Origin of the sequence: Streptomyces tanashiensis, assembly GCF_014648895.1 — a bacterium.
Classification (GTDB): Bacteria; Actinomycetota; Actinomycetes; order Streptomycetales; family Streptomycetaceae; genus Streptomyces; species Streptomyces tanashiensis.
In genome coordinates, this window is sequence record NZ_BMRZ01000002.1 from 258,531 (window position 1) to 274,625 (window position 16,095).

15 protein-coding genes are annotated in these 16,095 nt (G+C 73.2%); 9 read left to right on the forward strand and 6 right to left on the reverse strand.

The window, feature by feature from the left end; translation table 11 throughout:
* Positions 1-181 precede the first annotated feature (181 nt).
* From IE237_RS06700 to IE237_RS06710, 3 genes are all read left to right on the forward strand, one after another.
* Complete coding sequence (locus IE237_RS06700; RefSeq protein WP_189800876.1) at positions 182-1,333, forward strand: S1 family peptidase; 1,152 nt, start codon at positions 182-184, stop codon at positions 1,331-1,333.
* Positions 1,334-1,536: 203 nt separating this feature from the next.
* Positions 1,537-2,796, forward strand: a complete 1,260-nt coding sequence (locus IE237_RS06705) for a glycoside hydrolase family 16 protein (RefSeq protein WP_189800877.1) — start codon at positions 1,537-1,539, stop codon at positions 2,794-2,796.
* 47 nt (positions 2,797-2,843) lie between these two features.
* Complete coding sequence (locus tag IE237_RS06710) at positions 2,844-4,535, forward strand: glycoside hydrolase family 64 protein (RefSeq protein WP_229842366.1); 1,692 nt, start codon at positions 2,844-2,846, stop codon at positions 4,533-4,535.
* Positions 4,536-4,589: 54 nt separating this feature from the next.
* Here the strand turns inward: IE237_RS06710 and IE237_RS06715 are convergent, their stop codons facing one another.
* On the reverse strand, positions 4,590-6,041 hold the full coding sequence (locus tag IE237_RS06715) for an RNB domain-containing ribonuclease (RefSeq protein WP_189800878.1): 1,452 nt from the start codon (positions 6,039-6,041) through the stop codon (positions 4,590-4,592).
* Positions 6,042-6,174: 133 nt separating this feature from the next.
* Here IE237_RS06715 and IE237_RS06720 point away from each other — a divergent pair, with 133 nt between their 5' ends.
* Entirely contained in the window at positions 6,175-7,236 is a 1,062-nt protein-coding gene (locus tag IE237_RS06720) for an NAD-dependent epimerase/dehydratase family protein (RefSeq protein WP_189800879.1), read from the forward strand.
* 124 nt (positions 7,237-7,360) lie between these two features.
* Here IE237_RS06720 and IE237_RS06725 read toward each other — a convergent pair whose 3' ends face one another.
* Positions 7,361-8,473, reverse strand: coding sequence for a sensor histidine kinase (locus tag IE237_RS06725; RefSeq protein WP_189800880.1), 1,113 nt, complete (start codon positions 8,471-8,473; stop codon positions 7,361-7,363).
* Positions 8,470-9,201: a response regulator transcription factor gene (locus tag IE237_RS06730; RefSeq protein ID WP_189800881.1), complete on the reverse strand. Its 732-nt coding sequence runs from the start codon at positions 9,199-9,201 to the stop codon at positions 8,470-8,472. The genes IE237_RS06725 and IE237_RS06730 overlap by 4 nt, the downstream gene beginning before the upstream one ends.
* Before the next feature lie 117 nt (positions 9,202-9,318).
* Here IE237_RS06730 and IE237_RS06735 point away from each other — a divergent pair, with 117 nt between their 5' ends.
* The 3 genes from IE237_RS06735 to IE237_RS06745 are packed head-to-tail and all read left to right on the forward strand — an operon-like array spanning position 9,319 to position 11,302.
* Positions 9,319-10,014 carry a glycosyltransferase family 2 protein gene (locus IE237_RS06735; RefSeq protein WP_189800882.1) on the forward strand — a complete coding sequence of 232 codons (696 nt, stop codon included), beginning with the start codon at positions 9,319-9,321 and terminating at the stop codon, positions 10,012-10,014.
* Positions 10,011-10,643 carry a TIGR04282 family arsenosugar biosynthesis glycosyltransferase gene (locus IE237_RS06740; protein WP_189800883.1) on the forward strand — a complete coding sequence of 211 codons (633 nt, stop codon included), beginning with the start codon at positions 10,011-10,013 and terminating at the stop codon, positions 10,641-10,643. The genes IE237_RS06735 and IE237_RS06740 overlap by 4 nt, the downstream gene beginning before the upstream one ends.
* Positions 10,640-11,302, forward strand: a complete 663-nt coding sequence (locus tag IE237_RS06745) for a class I SAM-dependent methyltransferase (protein ID WP_189800884.1) — start codon at positions 10,640-10,642, stop codon at positions 11,300-11,302. The genes IE237_RS06740 and IE237_RS06745 overlap by 4 nt, the downstream gene beginning before the upstream one ends.
* On the opposite strand, the gene IE237_RS06750 is transcribed toward IE237_RS06745, so the two are convergent.
* Positions 11,278-11,697, reverse strand: coding sequence for a hypothetical protein (locus IE237_RS06750; protein WP_229842368.1), 420 nt, complete (start codon positions 11,695-11,697; stop codon positions 11,278-11,280). The two genes, IE237_RS06745 and IE237_RS06750, sit on opposite strands and share 25 nt — an antisense overlap.
* Positions 11,694-12,863 (reverse strand): molybdopterin-dependent oxidoreductase, encoded by a 1,170-nt coding sequence (locus IE237_RS06755; RefSeq protein WP_229842369.1) that lies wholly within the window; start codon positions 12,861-12,863, stop codon positions 11,694-11,696. The genes IE237_RS06750 and IE237_RS06755 overlap by 4 nt, the downstream gene beginning before the upstream one ends.
* Positions 12,864-12,976: 113 nt before the next feature.
* Here IE237_RS06755 and IE237_RS06760 point away from each other — a divergent pair, with 113 nt between their 5' ends.
* A complete protein-coding gene (locus tag IE237_RS06760) occupies positions 12,977-14,377 on the forward strand; it encodes a glycosyltransferase 87 family protein (protein ID WP_189800886.1) in 1,401 nt (466 codons plus the stop codon).
* Between the two features lie 107 nt (positions 14,378-14,484).
* A complete protein-coding gene (locus tag IE237_RS06765; protein WP_189800887.1) occupies positions 14,485-15,219 on the forward strand; it encodes an SOS response-associated peptidase in 735 nt (244 codons plus the stop codon).
* 43 nt (positions 15,220-15,262) lie between these two features.
* On the opposite strand, the gene IE237_RS06770 is transcribed toward IE237_RS06765, so the two are convergent.
* On the reverse strand, positions 15,263-16,045 hold the full coding sequence (locus IE237_RS06770) for an SAM-dependent methyltransferase (RefSeq protein ID WP_189800888.1): 783 nt from the start codon (positions 16,043-16,045) through the stop codon (positions 15,263-15,265).
* Between the last annotated feature and the right edge of the window lie 50 nt (positions 16,046-16,095).

The window sequence follows — 16,095 nt, forward strand, 5'->3', positions numbered from 1 at the left end:
GCGGGCATGTGACACCTCCCCGTGGTCCGGGACTTCGTCATGGCCGCGCGTGGTCGTGCGGGGCCATCTCCGTGACGGCCGGTTCCTGGTATGGACCTGACAAGCAGGTGCGGCTAACGTGACGGCGACGTCCGGTTGAGAGCGCTCTCAACCACTGGAAGCCCCCACACCAGGAGGACCCGTGAAACGCACCACCCCCCTGCGCGCCGCCCTCACCGCCTTACTCCTGACGGTCGGTCTGGGCGCCGCACACGCCGGTATGGCGAGCGCGGCCCCGCTTCCGGAGCCCACTGCCGCGGCGCCCGCCTCGGCCGGACTGCTCGACGCCATGCGCCGCGACCTCGGGCTCACCGCGGCCGAGGCCGAGGAGCGGCTGAGCGCCGAGAAGGCCGCCGTCGAGGTGGAGAAGGCCGCCCGCCAGCGCACCGGCGCCGCCTACGGCGGCTCGTGGTTCGATCCGGCGACCGGCCGACTGGTCGTCGCCGTGACCGACCGCGCCGAGGAGGCGGAAGTGCGGGCGCTGGGCGCCGACACCCGGCTGGTCCGGCACAGCGCCGCCGCACTGGACCGCGCCAAGGCCCGCCTGGACACGCTGCACGCGCCCGCAGGAGTGGCCGGCTGGCACGTCGACCCGAAGACCAACAGCGTCGTGGTCGACGTCGTACGCGCCGAGCGGCGGGACCCTGACGTGCGGTCCTTCGTGGACCGGGCCCGGGCCGACGGCCCTGTCACCGTCGTCGAGAAGGCGCAACCGCCCCGCACGTACGCGGCAGGCACCGTCGGCGGCGACCCGTACTACACCGGCAACGTCCGCTGCTCGATCGGCTTCTCCGTGTACGGGGGCTTCGTGACGGCCGGACACTGCGGGCAGGCAGGCGCGGCGGTACGCGGCTGGGACGGGTCCGCGATGGGCACCTTCCAGGGCTCGTCGTTCCCCGGCGACGACTACGCGTACGTCTCCATCCACAGCGGCTGGTGGACCGTGCCCGTGGTGCTCGGCTGGGGCACCATCCCCGACCAGCTGGTCCGCGGCTCGGCCGAGGCCCCGGTGGGCGCCTCGATCTGCCGCTCCGGCTCGACCACGCACTGGCGTTGCGGCACGGTCCTGGCCAAGAACGAGACGGTCAACTACAGCCAGGGCGCCGTGTACCAGATGACCAAGACCAGCGTCTGCGCCGAGGGCGGCGACTCGGGCGGCTCGTTCCTCAGCGGCGACCAGGCCCAGGGCGTCACCTCCGGCGGCTGGGGCAACTGCTCCTCCGGCGGCGAGACGTGGTTCCAGCCGGTCAACGAGATCCTCGGCCGGTACGGGCTGCGGCTGCACACCGCCTGAGGCCGGCACGGCACACGGGTCCTTCCGGGGAGCGCCCGGAGGGACCCGCTGTACGGCTCCTCTCCGTCCGGCCCGCACGGACCGGACGGAGGCCCAGCCCTTGAAAGCGCTCTCAAGGCGCCGCAGTTCACTCCGTACCGTCCCCTCAGCCCCCTTCCCTCTCATCAACCCATCACCCATCACCCAGATAAGGAAGCGTGCCCATGGCCGCTCATCGCGCACGACGCCGGTCCCTCGGTGGAGTCGTACTCGTCCTCACCGCCGCCCTGGTCGCTGCGGTCTTCATCTCCTTCAGCGGCCCGGTCACCCCGCGGGCCCGCGCCGCGGTCGCCGCGCAGACCTGGTCCGACGAGTTCGACGGCGCGTCCGGCCGTGCTCCCGATGCCGCCAAGTGGACTCTGGAGACCGGAGGTTCGGGCTTCGGCAACCACGAGCTCCAGTACTACACCCAGAGCACGTCGAACGCGGCCCTCGACGGACAGGGCCACCTGGTCATCACCGCGAAGAAGAACACCGACGCCGGCCTCGGCTGCTGGTACGGGCCGTGTCAGTACACCTCGGCCCGGCTGAACACCGCCAGGACCTTCACCCAGGCCTACGGCCGCTTCGAGGCCCGCATCAAGATCCCGCGCGGCCAGGGCATCTGGCCCGCCTTCTGGATGCTCGGCAACGACCTCGGCACCGTGGGCTGGCCCAACAGCGGCGAGATCGACATCATGGAGAACATCGGCCGCGAGCCCACCACCGTGCACGGCACGGTGCACGGTCCCGGCTACTCCGGAGCGGGCGGCCTCGGCTCCGCGTACAGCCTGCCGGGCGGCCGCGCCTTCGCCGACGACTTCCACGTGTTCGCCGTCGACTGGAGCCCGAACTCCCTCGTCTGGTCGGTGGACGGCACCACGTACAAGACCCTCACCCCTGCCGACACCGGCGGCAACAAGTGGGTCTTCGACCACCCGTTCTTCATCATCCTCAACCTGGCGGTCGGCGGAGACTGGCCCGGGAGCCCGGACGCCTCCACGGCCTTCCCGCAGACGATGACGGTCGACTACGTTCGCGCCTCGTCCTCCGGAAGCGCCCCCGCCGCGCAACCGATCCGCGGCATCGGCGGCATGTGCGTCGACGTCGCCGGCGGCTCCGACGCCGACCGCACCCCGATCCAGCTGCACAACTGCACCGGCAACGCGGCCCAGCAGTGGACCGTCGGCGGCGACGGCACGGTCCGCGCCCTGGGCAAGTGCCTGGACGTGGCGGGCGGTTCCACCGCGGACGGCGCGGTGGTCCAGCTCTACACCTGCAACGGCACCAACGCCCAGAAGTGGACGTACTCGGCCGCCCACGACCTCACCAACGTCGGCGCCGGCAAGTGCCTGGACGCCACGGGCAACTCCTCCGCCGACGGCACCCGGCTGCAGACCTGGACCTGCACCGGCGCCGCCAACCAGAAGTGGACGATCGGCTGACCGGCCGAACACTCCCCACCGACCCCCACGAAGAACGGACCCCCACCGTGACGGCACGACACCAGCGGACGATGCCCCGCAGAAAACTCCTCGCCGCGACCGCGGGCCTGGCCCTGGCGGTGCCCGCCGTGGCCTCCTGGCTGGAGGTGGGCGCCCACGCGTCCACGACCGCCACGCTCCCCCTCGACCTGGTCAACACCACGGGCAACAACACGGTGTACGCCTACGTGCTCGGCCGCGACCCGGCGGCCGGCGGCACCTGGGCCTTCATCCAGGCCAACGGCTCCAGCCTGTACCACCCGCCGGCCCCGGCCAACGACCAGACTCCGCTCGGGGTCGACTGCGCCATCGCGCTCAACGCGTCCGGCGCCGGGGCACGGAGGGTGACGCTGCCGCGTCTGGACAGCGGCCGCATCTACTTCTCCGTCGGCGCGAAGCTCACCTTCCTGATGAACCGCGGCGGCGGCCTGGCCCTGCCGTCGGTGAGCAACCCCACGGACCCCAACGCGAACGTCCACCACGACTTCTGCGAATTCACGTTCAACAGCGACCAGTTGTACGCGAACATCACGTTCGTCGACATGGTCTCGCTGCCGATCGCCTTCCAGCTGGAGACCGGGCAGGGCACCCAGACGGTGCGCGGGCTGCCCTCCGACGGGCTGTCCCGGGTCGCCGCGGCGCTCCGGGCCCAGTCCGCCACCGATGGCAGCGACTGGAGCAGTCTCATCGTGACCAAGGGCGGTGGCGACCTGCGCGTGCTCAGCCCCAACCTGGCGATCCGCGGCAACAGCGCCTTGTTCCGCGGATACTTCGACAGCTACGTCGACGAGGTGTGGAGCAAGTACCGCTCCACCGACCTGCGCATCGACACCCAGTTCACCTGGGGAACGGTCACCGGCCGGGTGAGCGGCGACACCCTGGCCTTCCCCGGAATCGGGAGCTTCGCCAAGCCGTCGACCCTCTCGATCTTCTCCTGCAGCGACGCGCCCTTCACCACGGGCAACGACCTGATGGGCAACCTCAGCGCACGGCTCGCCGCCGCGTTCAACCGCACCACCCTGCTCGACAACCCACTTCAGCCGACCGCCGAGAACCCGGCCGCCTTCTACACCCGGTCGCGCACCAACCACTACGCCCGCATCCTGCACAACACCACCCCCGACCACCTCGGGTACGCCTTCCCCTACGACGACGTGCACCCGGCCGGCGTCGACTTCGAGGGCAAGGTGCAGTCCGGCAGCCCGGGCCGCTGGACCATCACGGTCGGCGGCGTGGCCGGCGGCGGTGGCACGCCGACTCCGACGCCCACCGCCACCGCCACGGGCGGCGGGGTCAGTGCTTTCGCCACGATCCAGGCCGAGGCGTTCAACGCCCAGTCGGGAGCGCAGGTGGAGGCCTGCTCCGACAGCGGCGGCGGCTCCGACGTCGGCCATCTGTCCAACGGCGACTGGCTCAGGTTCTCGTCGGTCGCCTTCGGTACCTCCGGCGCCACCCGCTTCACCGCCCGCGTCGCGTCCGGTGCCGGTGCCGGAGTCAGCGGCCTGGTCCAGGTCCGTCTCGGCAGCCCCACGGCCACCCCGGTCGGCAGCTTCGCCGTCGCCAACACGGGTGGCTGGCAGGCCTGGCGCACCGTCCCCGCCGACATCGGGCGCACCACCGGCACGCACGACGTCTACCTCACCTTCGACAGCGGCCAGCCCGCCGACTTCGTCAACGTGAACTGGTTCACCTTCGCCTAGGCGGTGTCCGGGTCCACGGCGCGCGGGTTACCGGCCCGGGTGAGGTGACGGCCGCTACACGGTATTGAAGAGGATCTTGTTCTTGCCGGTGAAGAGTGGGTCGGCTCGCGTGAGCTTGGCCTGGACGCACGCGCCCAGGTCGAGCTCGGCGCCGGACGTGATCCGGCCCATCACGGCGGGGTCCGCCAGGTGCACCGTGCCCTCCTTCGGCCTGTTGTCCTCCGCGTCGGTGTTGATGACCAGACCGCCGAAGACCTCGCCCACCCTGTTCTTGAGCACCGCGGCCTCCACCAGGTCCACCGCGCGCCGGTCCGCCACCTTCCCCTTTCCCCGCGCCATGTCGCACGGCAGGCAGTGAAGGGCTTCCAGCACCCAGGGCGGCGGAGCCTGGCCGGCGCACGCTGCCACGCACAACTCACCGGTGTACCGGTCGATCAGGCGCCGCAGCGGAGCCGTGCAGTAGGTGTACGGGGCCGCGATCGCCGCATGGGCCGTGTGCTCCGGGACCTGGTGGTCCCGGAAGGTGGTGTACTCCGCCCTGAGCAGCATGGTGGTGGCCTCGCTGAGAAAGGCCATGTGCTTCGGGTCGGCCGGATCGAGGGAGTTGGCCAGCGCGGCGTACGTGACGCCGGGTTGCCAGTCGATGCCCAGGTGCTTGGCGATGTCGTGCACCCGCTGGACCACCTGCTGGTCCCCCTGCTCCTTCTGCGTCCGCAGGATCCCGGCACCGCTGTCCAGCATGATCCGGGCGGCGGCCATTCCCGTCATGAGGGAGATCTGCTCGTTCCAGCCCTCCACGGGCAGGGCCGCCACATAGCTCAGCCGGAACGATCCGTCCTTCAGGGTGACCTCCTGGTCCGGCAGGTTCACCGACACCCCGCCGCGTGCGGCCTCGAGGGCCTCCCGCAGCTTGCCGATCTCGCGCAGCAGGGCGACGGGCTCCGCGGCCGTGCCGGCCTCGATGTCCTGCTGGACGCCCTGGTAGTCGAGCTTGGCCAGGCTGCGGACCTTGGCCCTGCTCACGGTCGAGTCGGTCACGTTGCCGTCGGCGTCGAGGTCGTGCTGCCACAGCAGGGCGGGGACGACCTGGTTCGGGAGCAGGCTGGCCGGTCCCTCGGAGATCGAGGGCGGATGCAGGGGCACCTTGAGGTCGGGGAAGTACAGCGTCTCGATCCGGTCGTGGGCCTCGGCGTCCAGCGGACTGCCGGGCTTGACGAAGGCGGCCACGTCGGCGATGGCGTAGTGCACGCGGTATCCGCCGCCGGCCCGACGCTCCAGGTGCATGGCCTGGTCGAGGTCCATCGAGGTCGGCGGGTCGATCGTGAACAACGGCAGGTGGGTGGCGTCCTTGGCGGGCAGCTGGACCGCGGCCTTGGCGGCCTCCGCCGCTTCGAGCACATGCGCGGGGAATTCCATGGGGGTCTTCAGCTCCGCCCGGAGCTGTTGCAGTGCCTGGAGCAGGGCGTCCTGAGCCTCGCGGGACATGTGCATCTGACGGCGTCGCATGCACTCACCGTAACGGTGCGCATACGGAGTGGCACGATGGGCGGGCCCGGATGTGCCCCAGGGGGATGACGGAAGTCTTACGGCCCGGCGCGGACGGGTCCACAGCTCAACGACGGTCCGTAGCGTCGCGCCCATGCGCGTACTCGTCACAGGAGGAGCCGGTTTCATCGGCTCGCACATCATCACCACGCTCCGCCGGGCCGGCCACGAGCCCGTCGTGCTGGACGCGCTGCTGCCCAGCGCGCACCCCACCGCCCCGGACCTGCCCGACGTGGAGTTCCTGCACGCGGACGTCCGCGATGCGGCGAGCGTGCGACGGGCGCTGCGCGGGGTCGACGCGGTCTGTCACCAGGCCGCCATGGTGGGCCTCGGCAAGGACTTCGCCGACGCTCCCGCGTACGTGGGCTGCAACGATCTGGGCACGGCGGTGCTGCTCGCGGCCCTGGCCGACGCCGGTGTGCGGCGGCTCGTTCTCGCCGGGTCGATGGTGGTGTACGGGGAGGGGCGGTACGAGTGTCCCCGTCACGGAGTCGTCCGGCCCGGACCCCGCCGCCCCGAGGATCTGGAGGCGGGGTGCTTCGAACCACGCTGCCCCGTCTGCGGCTCCGAGCTCGCGCCCGGCCTGGTCGGCGAGGACGCACCGGCCGACCCCCGCAACGTGTACGCCACGACGAAGCTCGCCCAGGAGCACCTGACGGCGGCCTGGGCGCGTGCGGTCGACGGCACGGCGGTCTCGCTGCGCTACCACAACGTGTACGGGCCGGGGATGCCCCGGGACACGCCGTATGCCGGGGTGGCCTCCCTCTTCCGCTCGGCGCTCGCCCGCGGTGAGGCCCCCCGTGTCTTCGAGGACGGCGGCCAGCGCCGGGACTTCGTCCATGTACGGGACGTGGCGGCGGCCAACGCGCTGGCGCTGGAGGCGTCCGCCGCTCTGCCGGCCGGCGCCCTCACCTCGTACAACACCGGCAGCGGCGACCCGCACACCGTGGGCGAGATGGCGACGGCGCTGGCGCTGGCCCACGGGGGTCCCGGGCCGGTGGTGACGGGCGAGTTCCGGCTCGGGGACGTACGGCACATCACGGCGGACTCCTCGCGTCTCCGGCGCGAACTCGGCTGGCGTCCGGAGGTCGGCTTCCAGGAGGGCATGGCGGAGTTCGCGCGGGCCGGGCAGCGGGCGTCGGCGGCCGTCGGCTGACAGGGGCGCCGGGTAGCCTGCAGGCGGCTTCGGGCTTCGGAAGCGGTCGGTCACCCGGCGGCTGCGGCCCTTCGGACCCGGTCGGTGCGTCGCCCGGCGGCTGCGGCCCTTCCAACCAGGTCGGTCACCCGGCGGCCGCGGGCAGCGTGACCTCGAAGCGGCAGCCGCCCGGCACGTTGCGCACCTCGGCGCTGCCCGCGTGTGCTTCGACGATGCCTCGCACGATGGCGAGGCCGAGACCGGCTCCGGCCGGCGGTGTGCGGGCCTCGGTGCCGCGCCAGCCGGTGTCGAAGACCCGGGGCAGGTCCTCGTCCGGGATGCCGCCGCAGCCGTCCGTGACCGACACGACGACGGCACCGTCCCGGCGTTCGGCGGCCACCGCGATCGTGCCGTCGGCGGGGGTGTGGTGGATGGCGTTGACGAGGAGGTTGGCGAGGACCCGGGTCATCTCCTTGCCGTCCACCTCGACGGGGACGGCCGCGACGTCCTCTCCCACCAGGCGCACGCCGTGTTCGCGGGCGAGCGGGTCGGCGCCGCTCAGGGCGTCGCCGACGAGGTCGTACACGGACATGCGGCTGGGACTGAGGGGCAGCGTGCCGGCGTGGATGCGGGAGAGTTCGAAGAGGTCGGTGACCATGGCGGTGAGGCGCTCGACGTCGGTGCGGATCCGGCGGTGGTAGCGGGCCGGGTCGGCTGCCACGCCGTCCTCCAGGGCCTCCGCCATCGCCCGTAGCCCCGCCAGCGGGGTGCGCAGGTCGTGGGAGATCCAGGCGACAAGCTCCCGGCGGGACGCCTCCAGGGAACGCTCACGCCTGCGGGAGGCGTCGAGTCTGGCGCTGGTGGCGGCCAGTTCCCGGGTCAGTGCGGCGAGTTCGGCGGTGGCGGCTCCGTCGGGGGCGGAGAAGCTGCCCCCGTCGCCGAAGTCGCGTGCGGCGCGGGCCAGTGCGCGGCTGCGGGCCACCACCCACCGGCCGAGGACGACGGCGGTGCACAGGGACACCAGGGCGGCCATGGCGGCCACGACGGTCACCACCCACAGGTCGTGCGCGGACAGGAACATCGCCTGCGCGACGGCCAGCGTTCCGGCGAGCATCGCGGTCACGGTCACGGCGGCGACGACCGTCAGCGAGACGGCGACCGAACGGCGGCGTACGAGGCGGAGGACGACCGCCCCGGCCAGCCCGGCGCAGACGGCTCCTCCGAGGGCGAAGGCGGCGATGAGCAGGACGTCCTTCATGCCGGGATGCCCTCCGTCCGCTCCGGCTCGAAGCGGTAGCCGACGCCCCACACCGTCTGGATCAGGGACGGCCGGGCCGGGTCGTCCTCGATCTTGGCGCGCAGCCGGCGGACGTGCACGGTCACGGTGGAGAGGTCGCCGAAGTCCCAGCCCCAGACCCGGCGCATGAGGTCCTCCCTGCTGTGCGCCGCCCCGGGACGTTCCATGAAGTACGCCAGGAGATCGAACTCCCTCAGAGTGAGGGCGAGTTCCGTACCGGCGCGGGTGGCCCTGCGGGTCGCGGGGTCGACGGCCAGGTCACCGGCGCGCAGCACACCCCGGGGCGCGGCCGGCGCCGATGCGCGACTGCGCCGCATCACGGACGCGACGCGCAGGACGAGTTCGCGCGGGCTGAACGGCTTCGTGACGTAGTCGTCCGCGCCCACTTCGAGCCCCGTGATGCGCTGCTCCTCGTCGCCGCGCGCCGTCAGCATGATCACCGGCACGGGCCCGGCGGACCTCAGCCGGCGGCAGACCTCCAGGCCGTCCAGGCCGGGCAGCATCAGGTCGAGCACGACGAGGTCGGGCCGGCGCTCCCCGGCTCGGCGCAACGCGTCGAGGCCGTCGGCCGCCTGCTCCACGCAGAATCCGGCCCGTTCCAGGTAGCCGGTGACGACCTCGGCGACCGTCGGGTCGTCGTCCACCACCAGGATCCGGCCCCCGGTCCCGGGGCCGCTGTGCTCGCTCATGCCGCACAGCCTCGCATCCGCTCCTGTCCGGCGACCACGTCCACTTGGGCGGACGCCGCACGACGTCCGCGTTTCGTAAGGACTTCCACGGCCCCGAAGGGCCCGGTGATTCCTACGGTGAGAGGCGTGACCACCTTGACCGTAGATGTCGTCCTTCCGTGTCTCGACGAGGCCGAGGCCCTGCCGTGGGTCCTGGCCCGCATCCCCGCCGGATGGCGGGCGATCGTCGTCGACAACGGCTCCACAGACGGTTCCGCCACACTCGCGGCCGGCCTCGGCGCCACCGTCGTACACGAACCCCGGCGCGGCTTCGGCGCCGCCTGCCACGCCGGGCTGCTCGCCTCCCAGGCCGAGTTCGTCTGCTTCTGCGACTGCGACGCTTCGCTCGACCCCGGCCTGCTGCCCGGCCTCCTGCGATCCGTCGCCGAGGGCTCCGCCGACCTCGTCCTCGGCCGCCGCCGCCCCACCGCGCGCGGCGCGTGGCCGGCCCACGCCCGGGCGGGCAACCTCGCCCTGTCCCGGCTGCTGCGCCGCCGCACCGGGCTGCGGCTGCGCGACCTGGGACCCATGCGGGTGGCTCGGCGCGAGGCGCTCCTCGGCCTCGGCCTGTCCGACCGGCGCAGCGGCTATCCGCTCCAGATGGTCGTCCGGGCCGCCGATGCCGGCTGGCGGGTGCGGGAGGTGGACGTGCCCTACCTCCCTCGTTCGGGCCGGTCCAAGGTCACCGGCACGTGGAAGGGCACCTGGCAGGCCGTGCACGACATGCGCCGGGTACTGGACGAGCCGGCGCCGGTCGGCGGTGGGCGTCCGTGACCACCCTCCTCGTCATCGCCAAGGAACCCGTGCCCGGCCGGGTCAAGACCCGGCTCGCTCCCCCGTTCACCTCCGAGGAGTCCGCCGCGCTCGCCGAGGCGGCGCTCGCCGACACGCTCACCGCCGTCGCGCGCGTCCCGGCCGACCGGCACGTGTTGGTGCTCGACGGGAAGCCCGGTGGCTGGCTTCCGTCGGGCTTCGACGTCGTGCCCCAGGCGGTGGGCGGGCTCGACGTGCGGATCGCCGCCGCGTTCGCCGCCTGCGACGGTCCGGCGCTGCTCGTCGGCATGGACACCCCGCAGGTCACCCCCGCCCTGCTGGCTCCGGCGCTGTGCTGGGAGACGTACGACGCCTGGTTCGGCCGGGCGGTCGACGGCGGGTTCTGGGCCCTGGGCCTCGCCGCTCCCGACCCCGCTCTCCTGCTCGGCGTCCCGATGTCGCGGCCCGACACCGGCTCCGTACAGTACGAGCGGCTGCGCACGGCCGGCCTGCGGATCGGCACCCTGCCCGTACTGCTGGACGTGGACACCGCCGAGGACGCGCGTGTCGTCGCGGCCGAGACGCCCGGCAGCCGCTTCGCCGCCCTGCACTCCGCTCTGACCGCGATGCGGGCGGGAGCGGGCGCGTGACCGCGACGGCGGCGTGGCTGGCCGACCCGTACAGCGACGCCCTCCGCGCCGGGCGGGGCCCGCTCTTCCTGCGCCGCGACGACGGATGGCTGCTGCCGCTGGAGGTCGAGCGCTGGTGCGAGGCGCCCGACCTCGCGGACCGGTCGGTCCTGGATCGCTGCCATGGCGCGGTCCTCGACGTGGGCTGCGGTCCCGGCCGGCTCGTGGCTGCCCTCGCCGCCGAGGGGCGTCGCGCCCTGGGCATCGACGTCAGCCCGGAGGCGGTCGGCCGTACCGTTCGCCTCGGCGCGACGGCCCTGTGTCGCTCGGTCTTCGACCCCCTGCCCGGGGAAGGACGCTGGGACACGGTCCTGCTCATCGACGGCAACGTCGGAATCGGCGGGGATCCGGCCACTCTGCTGCGTCGGCTGCGGCAGGTCGTGTCCCGCTCCGGCCGGGTCATCGCGGAATGCGTGCCCGTCGATGTCGACGAGCGGTGCGAGGTGCGGGTGGACGACGGCCGAGGAGGGCGAGGCGCGCCGTTCCCCTGGGCCCGCGTCGGGGTGCGCGCGCTGTCCGAGCACGCGGCCGTCGCGGGCTGGACGGTGTCCGAGCGGTGGGACCTGCGGGGCCGTCACTTCGTGCGCCTCACACGTCAGTCGCCGTCCGTGCTCCGCTGAGGGCGCCTCCGCCACCGTCGTACGACGATCACCACCGCCGCCACGACCACCACCGCCGCGAGGACGATCACGAGGTTCCGTCCGTACGGCAGCGGTAGGGCGGAGGGGTTCGGCGGCGCTCCGGGCCGGACCAGCAGCGGCAGCGTGACCAGCACCAGGCTCCCCGCCACGACGAGCGCCCCGCGCAGCACGCCCCGGTCGCGGCGCCCGACGAGCAGCAGTCCGACGGCGAGGACCAGCGGGGCGAGGATCCCGTCGTGCAGGACCACCGCCCCGGCCAGCCAGACCAGCACGCCCAACGGGTCCGGCTGGTCCGCCAGGCGCCACGCACCGATGCCGATCAGGACGAGTCCCAGGGCTCCGGCCCCGTACCGGAACACGCTCGCCGTCTTCACAGCAGCTCCAGGCGGTGCACCCACTTGGTCTGCAGCACCCCCGGGCGGTTGGGGGCGATGATCCGGGCCGGGTAGCCGTGGTCGAGGGCGAGCGGCTGCCCGTTGAGGGCGAGGGCGAGGAGGGTGAGCGGATCCTCCGCGTACTCCGCACCCATCTCCATGACGCGATAGGCGCCGCTCACCTCCAGCGAGGTGACGCGCAGCGCGTCCCGGCCCGGCCGTCCGCCCGCTCGCTCCATCAGGTCCCGCACGCGTACGCCTCCCCAATGGGCCTCGACGCTCCAGCCTTCGACGCAGGCGATCGGCAGGCGCGCCGCGGTGCGGGGCATCGCCCACAGGTCGTCGAGGGTGAGGGTGTACGGGCGGGGTCCGTACACCTCCAGGCGCCAGGTCCGCAGGCCCGGGACCGACACACCGGCCGCGGCGGCGGTCCGGTTCACGGGCAGCCCTTGCGGGCCGTCGTCCGGGTGCCGGGGCGCCAGCAGGTCGAACGCCTTCAGCGGTGTGAAGGACTGCCCCACCGTCGTCAGGGTCACCACCCCCACGGCGGCGCCCGTACCGAGGAGGAGGGAACGGCGGTCCCGCGCGTCCTCGGCGGGCAGCGCGAGCGTCCCCTCCGAGCGTCTGCCCCAATGGGCGGTGATCTCGGGCGCCTTGACCGCGACGTGCAGCAGGATCGAGCCGGCCACGACCCAGGCGACGGCGAAGTGCACGGGCACGAAGGAGAAGGGCCAGGGGTACCACTCGACGATGTTGAGCAGCCCGGTCAGCACCTGGAAGACGGCCGAGGCGACCAGGACGGCGACGGACAGCCTCTCCAGCGCGTGCCGCGCGGACCGCACCGGTGGCCACACGAACAGCCGTGGGTACACCGTCCACAGCTTCACGAGGAGCAGCACGATCGCCGCGAGACCGGTGGCGACGTGCAGTCCCTGGGTGAGCCGGTAGCCCCACGCCGGACGGGCCGGCAGGTGGTTCGCGAGCCAGTCCGGCGGGTGCTGGAGGTAGTGGCTGACGAGGCCCGTCGCGAAGCAGACGGCGAAGGCCACGCCGAGCCAGCGGCCGACGGAGGTCGCCGTGCGCGCGTCGTGGAGACGGCCGGTGAAGGCGGGCGGGCGGAGTGCGGGCAGGGCGGCCCGGCGCGGCCCGGGCGGACGGGAGGTCATGGAGTCCATGACACCGCCGCTCGCCTCCGCACGGAGGGTCCGACACCTTACGAAACCCGAACGCCTCGACGGGTCGCCCGCCGGGCGGTCGGACGCACTGCCAGGCTGCGCCCATGCTCCGTGTCCGTCCGCTCGTCGTCACCGCCCTCCTCCTGGCGGCCCTCACCACCGCTCTGGCCGTCCTGCTCCGCGGGGATGCCCTCGGGGTCCCCTTCCTTGCGGGTTACGCGGGATGCTGGGGGCTGTTCGCGGCTGCTGCGGTCGCGCTCCGGCGGGTCCCCGCCCGGGCGGTGGTCTCGCTCGTGTTCGCCGGGGCGGTCGCGGTCACCGCCACCGGGCTCGTGGCGGCGCCGCGTACGAGCACGGACTCCTACCGGTACGCGTGGGACGGCCGGGTCCAGGCCGCCGGCATCTCCCCGTACGACCACGCGCCCGACGACCCGGCCCTGGCCCGGCTGCGCGACGGGTGGCTCTTCCCCGACCCGGCCGCCTGCGCGCACGGCCGTGACCTCGCCCCGCTGGCCGGCGGCGGGTGCACCCGCATCAACCGGCCGGCCGTGCACACGATCTATCCGCCTGTCGCCGAGGGCTGGTTCCTCCTGGTCCACGCCCTCTCACCGGCCGACACCCGGCACAAGGCGCTCCAGACCGGCGCCGCCCTGCTCTCTCTCGCGGTGACCGGCCTGCTCGTCGCCGTCCTGCGCCGGCGGGGCGATCCCCGGCAGGCCGCCTACTGGGCCTGGTGCCCGGCCGTCCCCGTCGAGGCCGTCGACAACGCCCATGTCGATGTCCTCGCCGTCCTGTTCTCGGTCGCCGCGCTCGCCGTCGTCGCCCGCAGCCGCATCACCGGCGGCACCCTGCTCGGCTTCGCGATCGCCGCGAAACTGCTGCCCGCCATCCTGCTCCCGGGCGCGCTGTCCGGGGTGCGGCGGCCACGGACGTTCCTGGCGGTCGTGGTCCCTGCGGTGGCGGTCGTCGGGATGCTCTATCTCCCGTACGTCCTGCTCTCCGACGGCTCCGTCCTCGGCTACCTGGGCGGATACGCGCAGGAGGAGGGGTACGAGGACGCGGCGGCCGGCGGCCGGTACGCCCTGCTGCGCCTCGTCCTGCCGGACGCCTGGGCCCCGCCCGCCGTCCTCCTCGTGATGACGGCGGTGACGCTCACGGTCTGGTGGCGCGGCGACCCCGAACGCCCCTGGCGCGGCGCCCTGCTCACCACCGGCACGGCGTTCCTCCTCCTGACCCCCGGCTACTCCTGGTACGCGCTCCTCCTCGTCGCCGTCGTCGCGCTGGACGGCCGGTGGGAGTGGCTGGGCATCGCCCTCGCGGGTGCCGTCGCCTACCTCGCGGCACCGGTGATCGGCGTCGAGGGGGTGACCGGGGCATACGGAGCAGCGGCGCTGATGGCGGGCGGGGGCTGGTGGGCGCGGAGGACGCGACGGAGGGGACACCACCCGGCGGCCGAGCGGCGGGATGGCGTCGAAGTCGCCGGCGTACGGGACGGCACGGGGTGACTCTTCGCGCGGGCGCCGGGCGAGGGTCGGGTGATCCAGGCGTCGAACCGCCCGGCACGCCCTGGCGATGCGCGCCCGACTCCTCCGTGCCGTGGCACAGTTGCTCCATGTGCGGCCGATACACCTCGACCCGAGGCCCCGAGGATCTGACCCGGCTCTTCGGGATCACCGACTGGCGCCCCGAGGAGACGCTGGCGCCCAGCTGGAACGTCGCGCCGACCGACGCGGTCTACGCCGTCCTCGAACGCGCCGGCCGGGACGGTGAGGGCGAGGTGCGCCGTGAGCTGCGGGCTCTGAAGTGGGGCCTGGTGCCTTCGTGGGCGAAGGACCCGAAGGTCGGCTCCCGGATGATCAACGCCCGGGTGGAGACCGTGCACGAGAAGCCCGCCTACCGGCGTGCCTTCGCCAGGCGCCGCTGCCTGCTGCCGGCCGACGGCTTCTACGAGTGGGAGCCGGTGAAGGACGAGGCGACGGGCCGGACCCGCAAGCAGCCCTACTTCATCCACCCCGTCGACGGTCAGGTGATGGCCATGGCGGGCCTGTACGAGTACTGGCGCGATCCCGACGTCGCCGGCGACGACGACCCCGCCGCCTGGCTCACGACCTGCACGATCATCACCACCGAGGCCACCGACGCCGCCGGGCGCGTGCACCCCCGCATGCCACTCGCCCTCACCCCCGACCACTACGGCGCCTGGCTCGACCCCCACCACCACGACACCGACGACCTCCGCGCCCTGCTCATCCAGCCCGCGGACGGTCGTCTCGACGCCCGGCCCGTCTCGACGGCCGTCAACAGCGTCCGCAACAACGGAGCCCACCTCGTCGACGCCGTCACCTGACGGCCTGAGGAAACCCTCGGCCGCGCACCTCTGCGAGGCGCCTTCATCTGCGGCCGACACCCGCGTACATCGCGACGTCCGGTGTCGTCGTCTCCGCGCGCCAGGCGGAGCAGGACACCACGCCGGGTTCGAGCAGCTCCAGGCCGTCGAAGTAGCGGGCGACGGCGGCCGGGGTCCGCTGGGTGAGCTTCGGCGTGCCGTGCTCGTTCCAGAACGCCACCGCAGCGTCGACGTCCGGCATGTCGGGGTGCGTGACCGTGTGGGAGAGGACGAGGTGGCTGCCGGGGGCGAGCGCGTCCATGAGGCGGCGGACGATCGCGTACGACTCCTCGTCGTCCTCGACGAAGATGACGACCCCGAGCAGCATCAGCGCGACCGGCTGCGAGAGGTCGAGCGTCTTCGCCGCGGCCGCCAGGATCGTGTCGACGTCCCGCAGGTCGGCGTCCAGGTAGTCGGTGCGTCCCTCGGGCGTCCCGACCAGCAGGGCACGCGCGTGTGCCAGCACGAGCGGGTCGTTGTCCACGTACGCGACCCGTGCGTCGGGTGCGACGCGCTGGGCGACCTCGTGGGTGTTGTCGGCGCTCGGCAGTCCCGTCCCGATGTCCAGGAACTGCCGGATGCCCTCGCGCTCCGCCAGGTGCCGCACGGCCCGCCCCAGGAACAGCCGGTCCGCCTTCGCGTACTCCCCGATCCCGGGATGCAGCGCGCGGATCTGGTCGCCGGCCTCCCGGTCGACCGGGTAGTTGTCCTTGCCGCCGGTCCAGTAGTTCCATATCCGGGCGGTGTGCGGCCGGGACGTGTCGATGCGCGATTCGATGTCGGTCACACCTTCAACGTAGCGCAGCGCCACTGCAACTCCCTTGCTCCAGTGGCGCA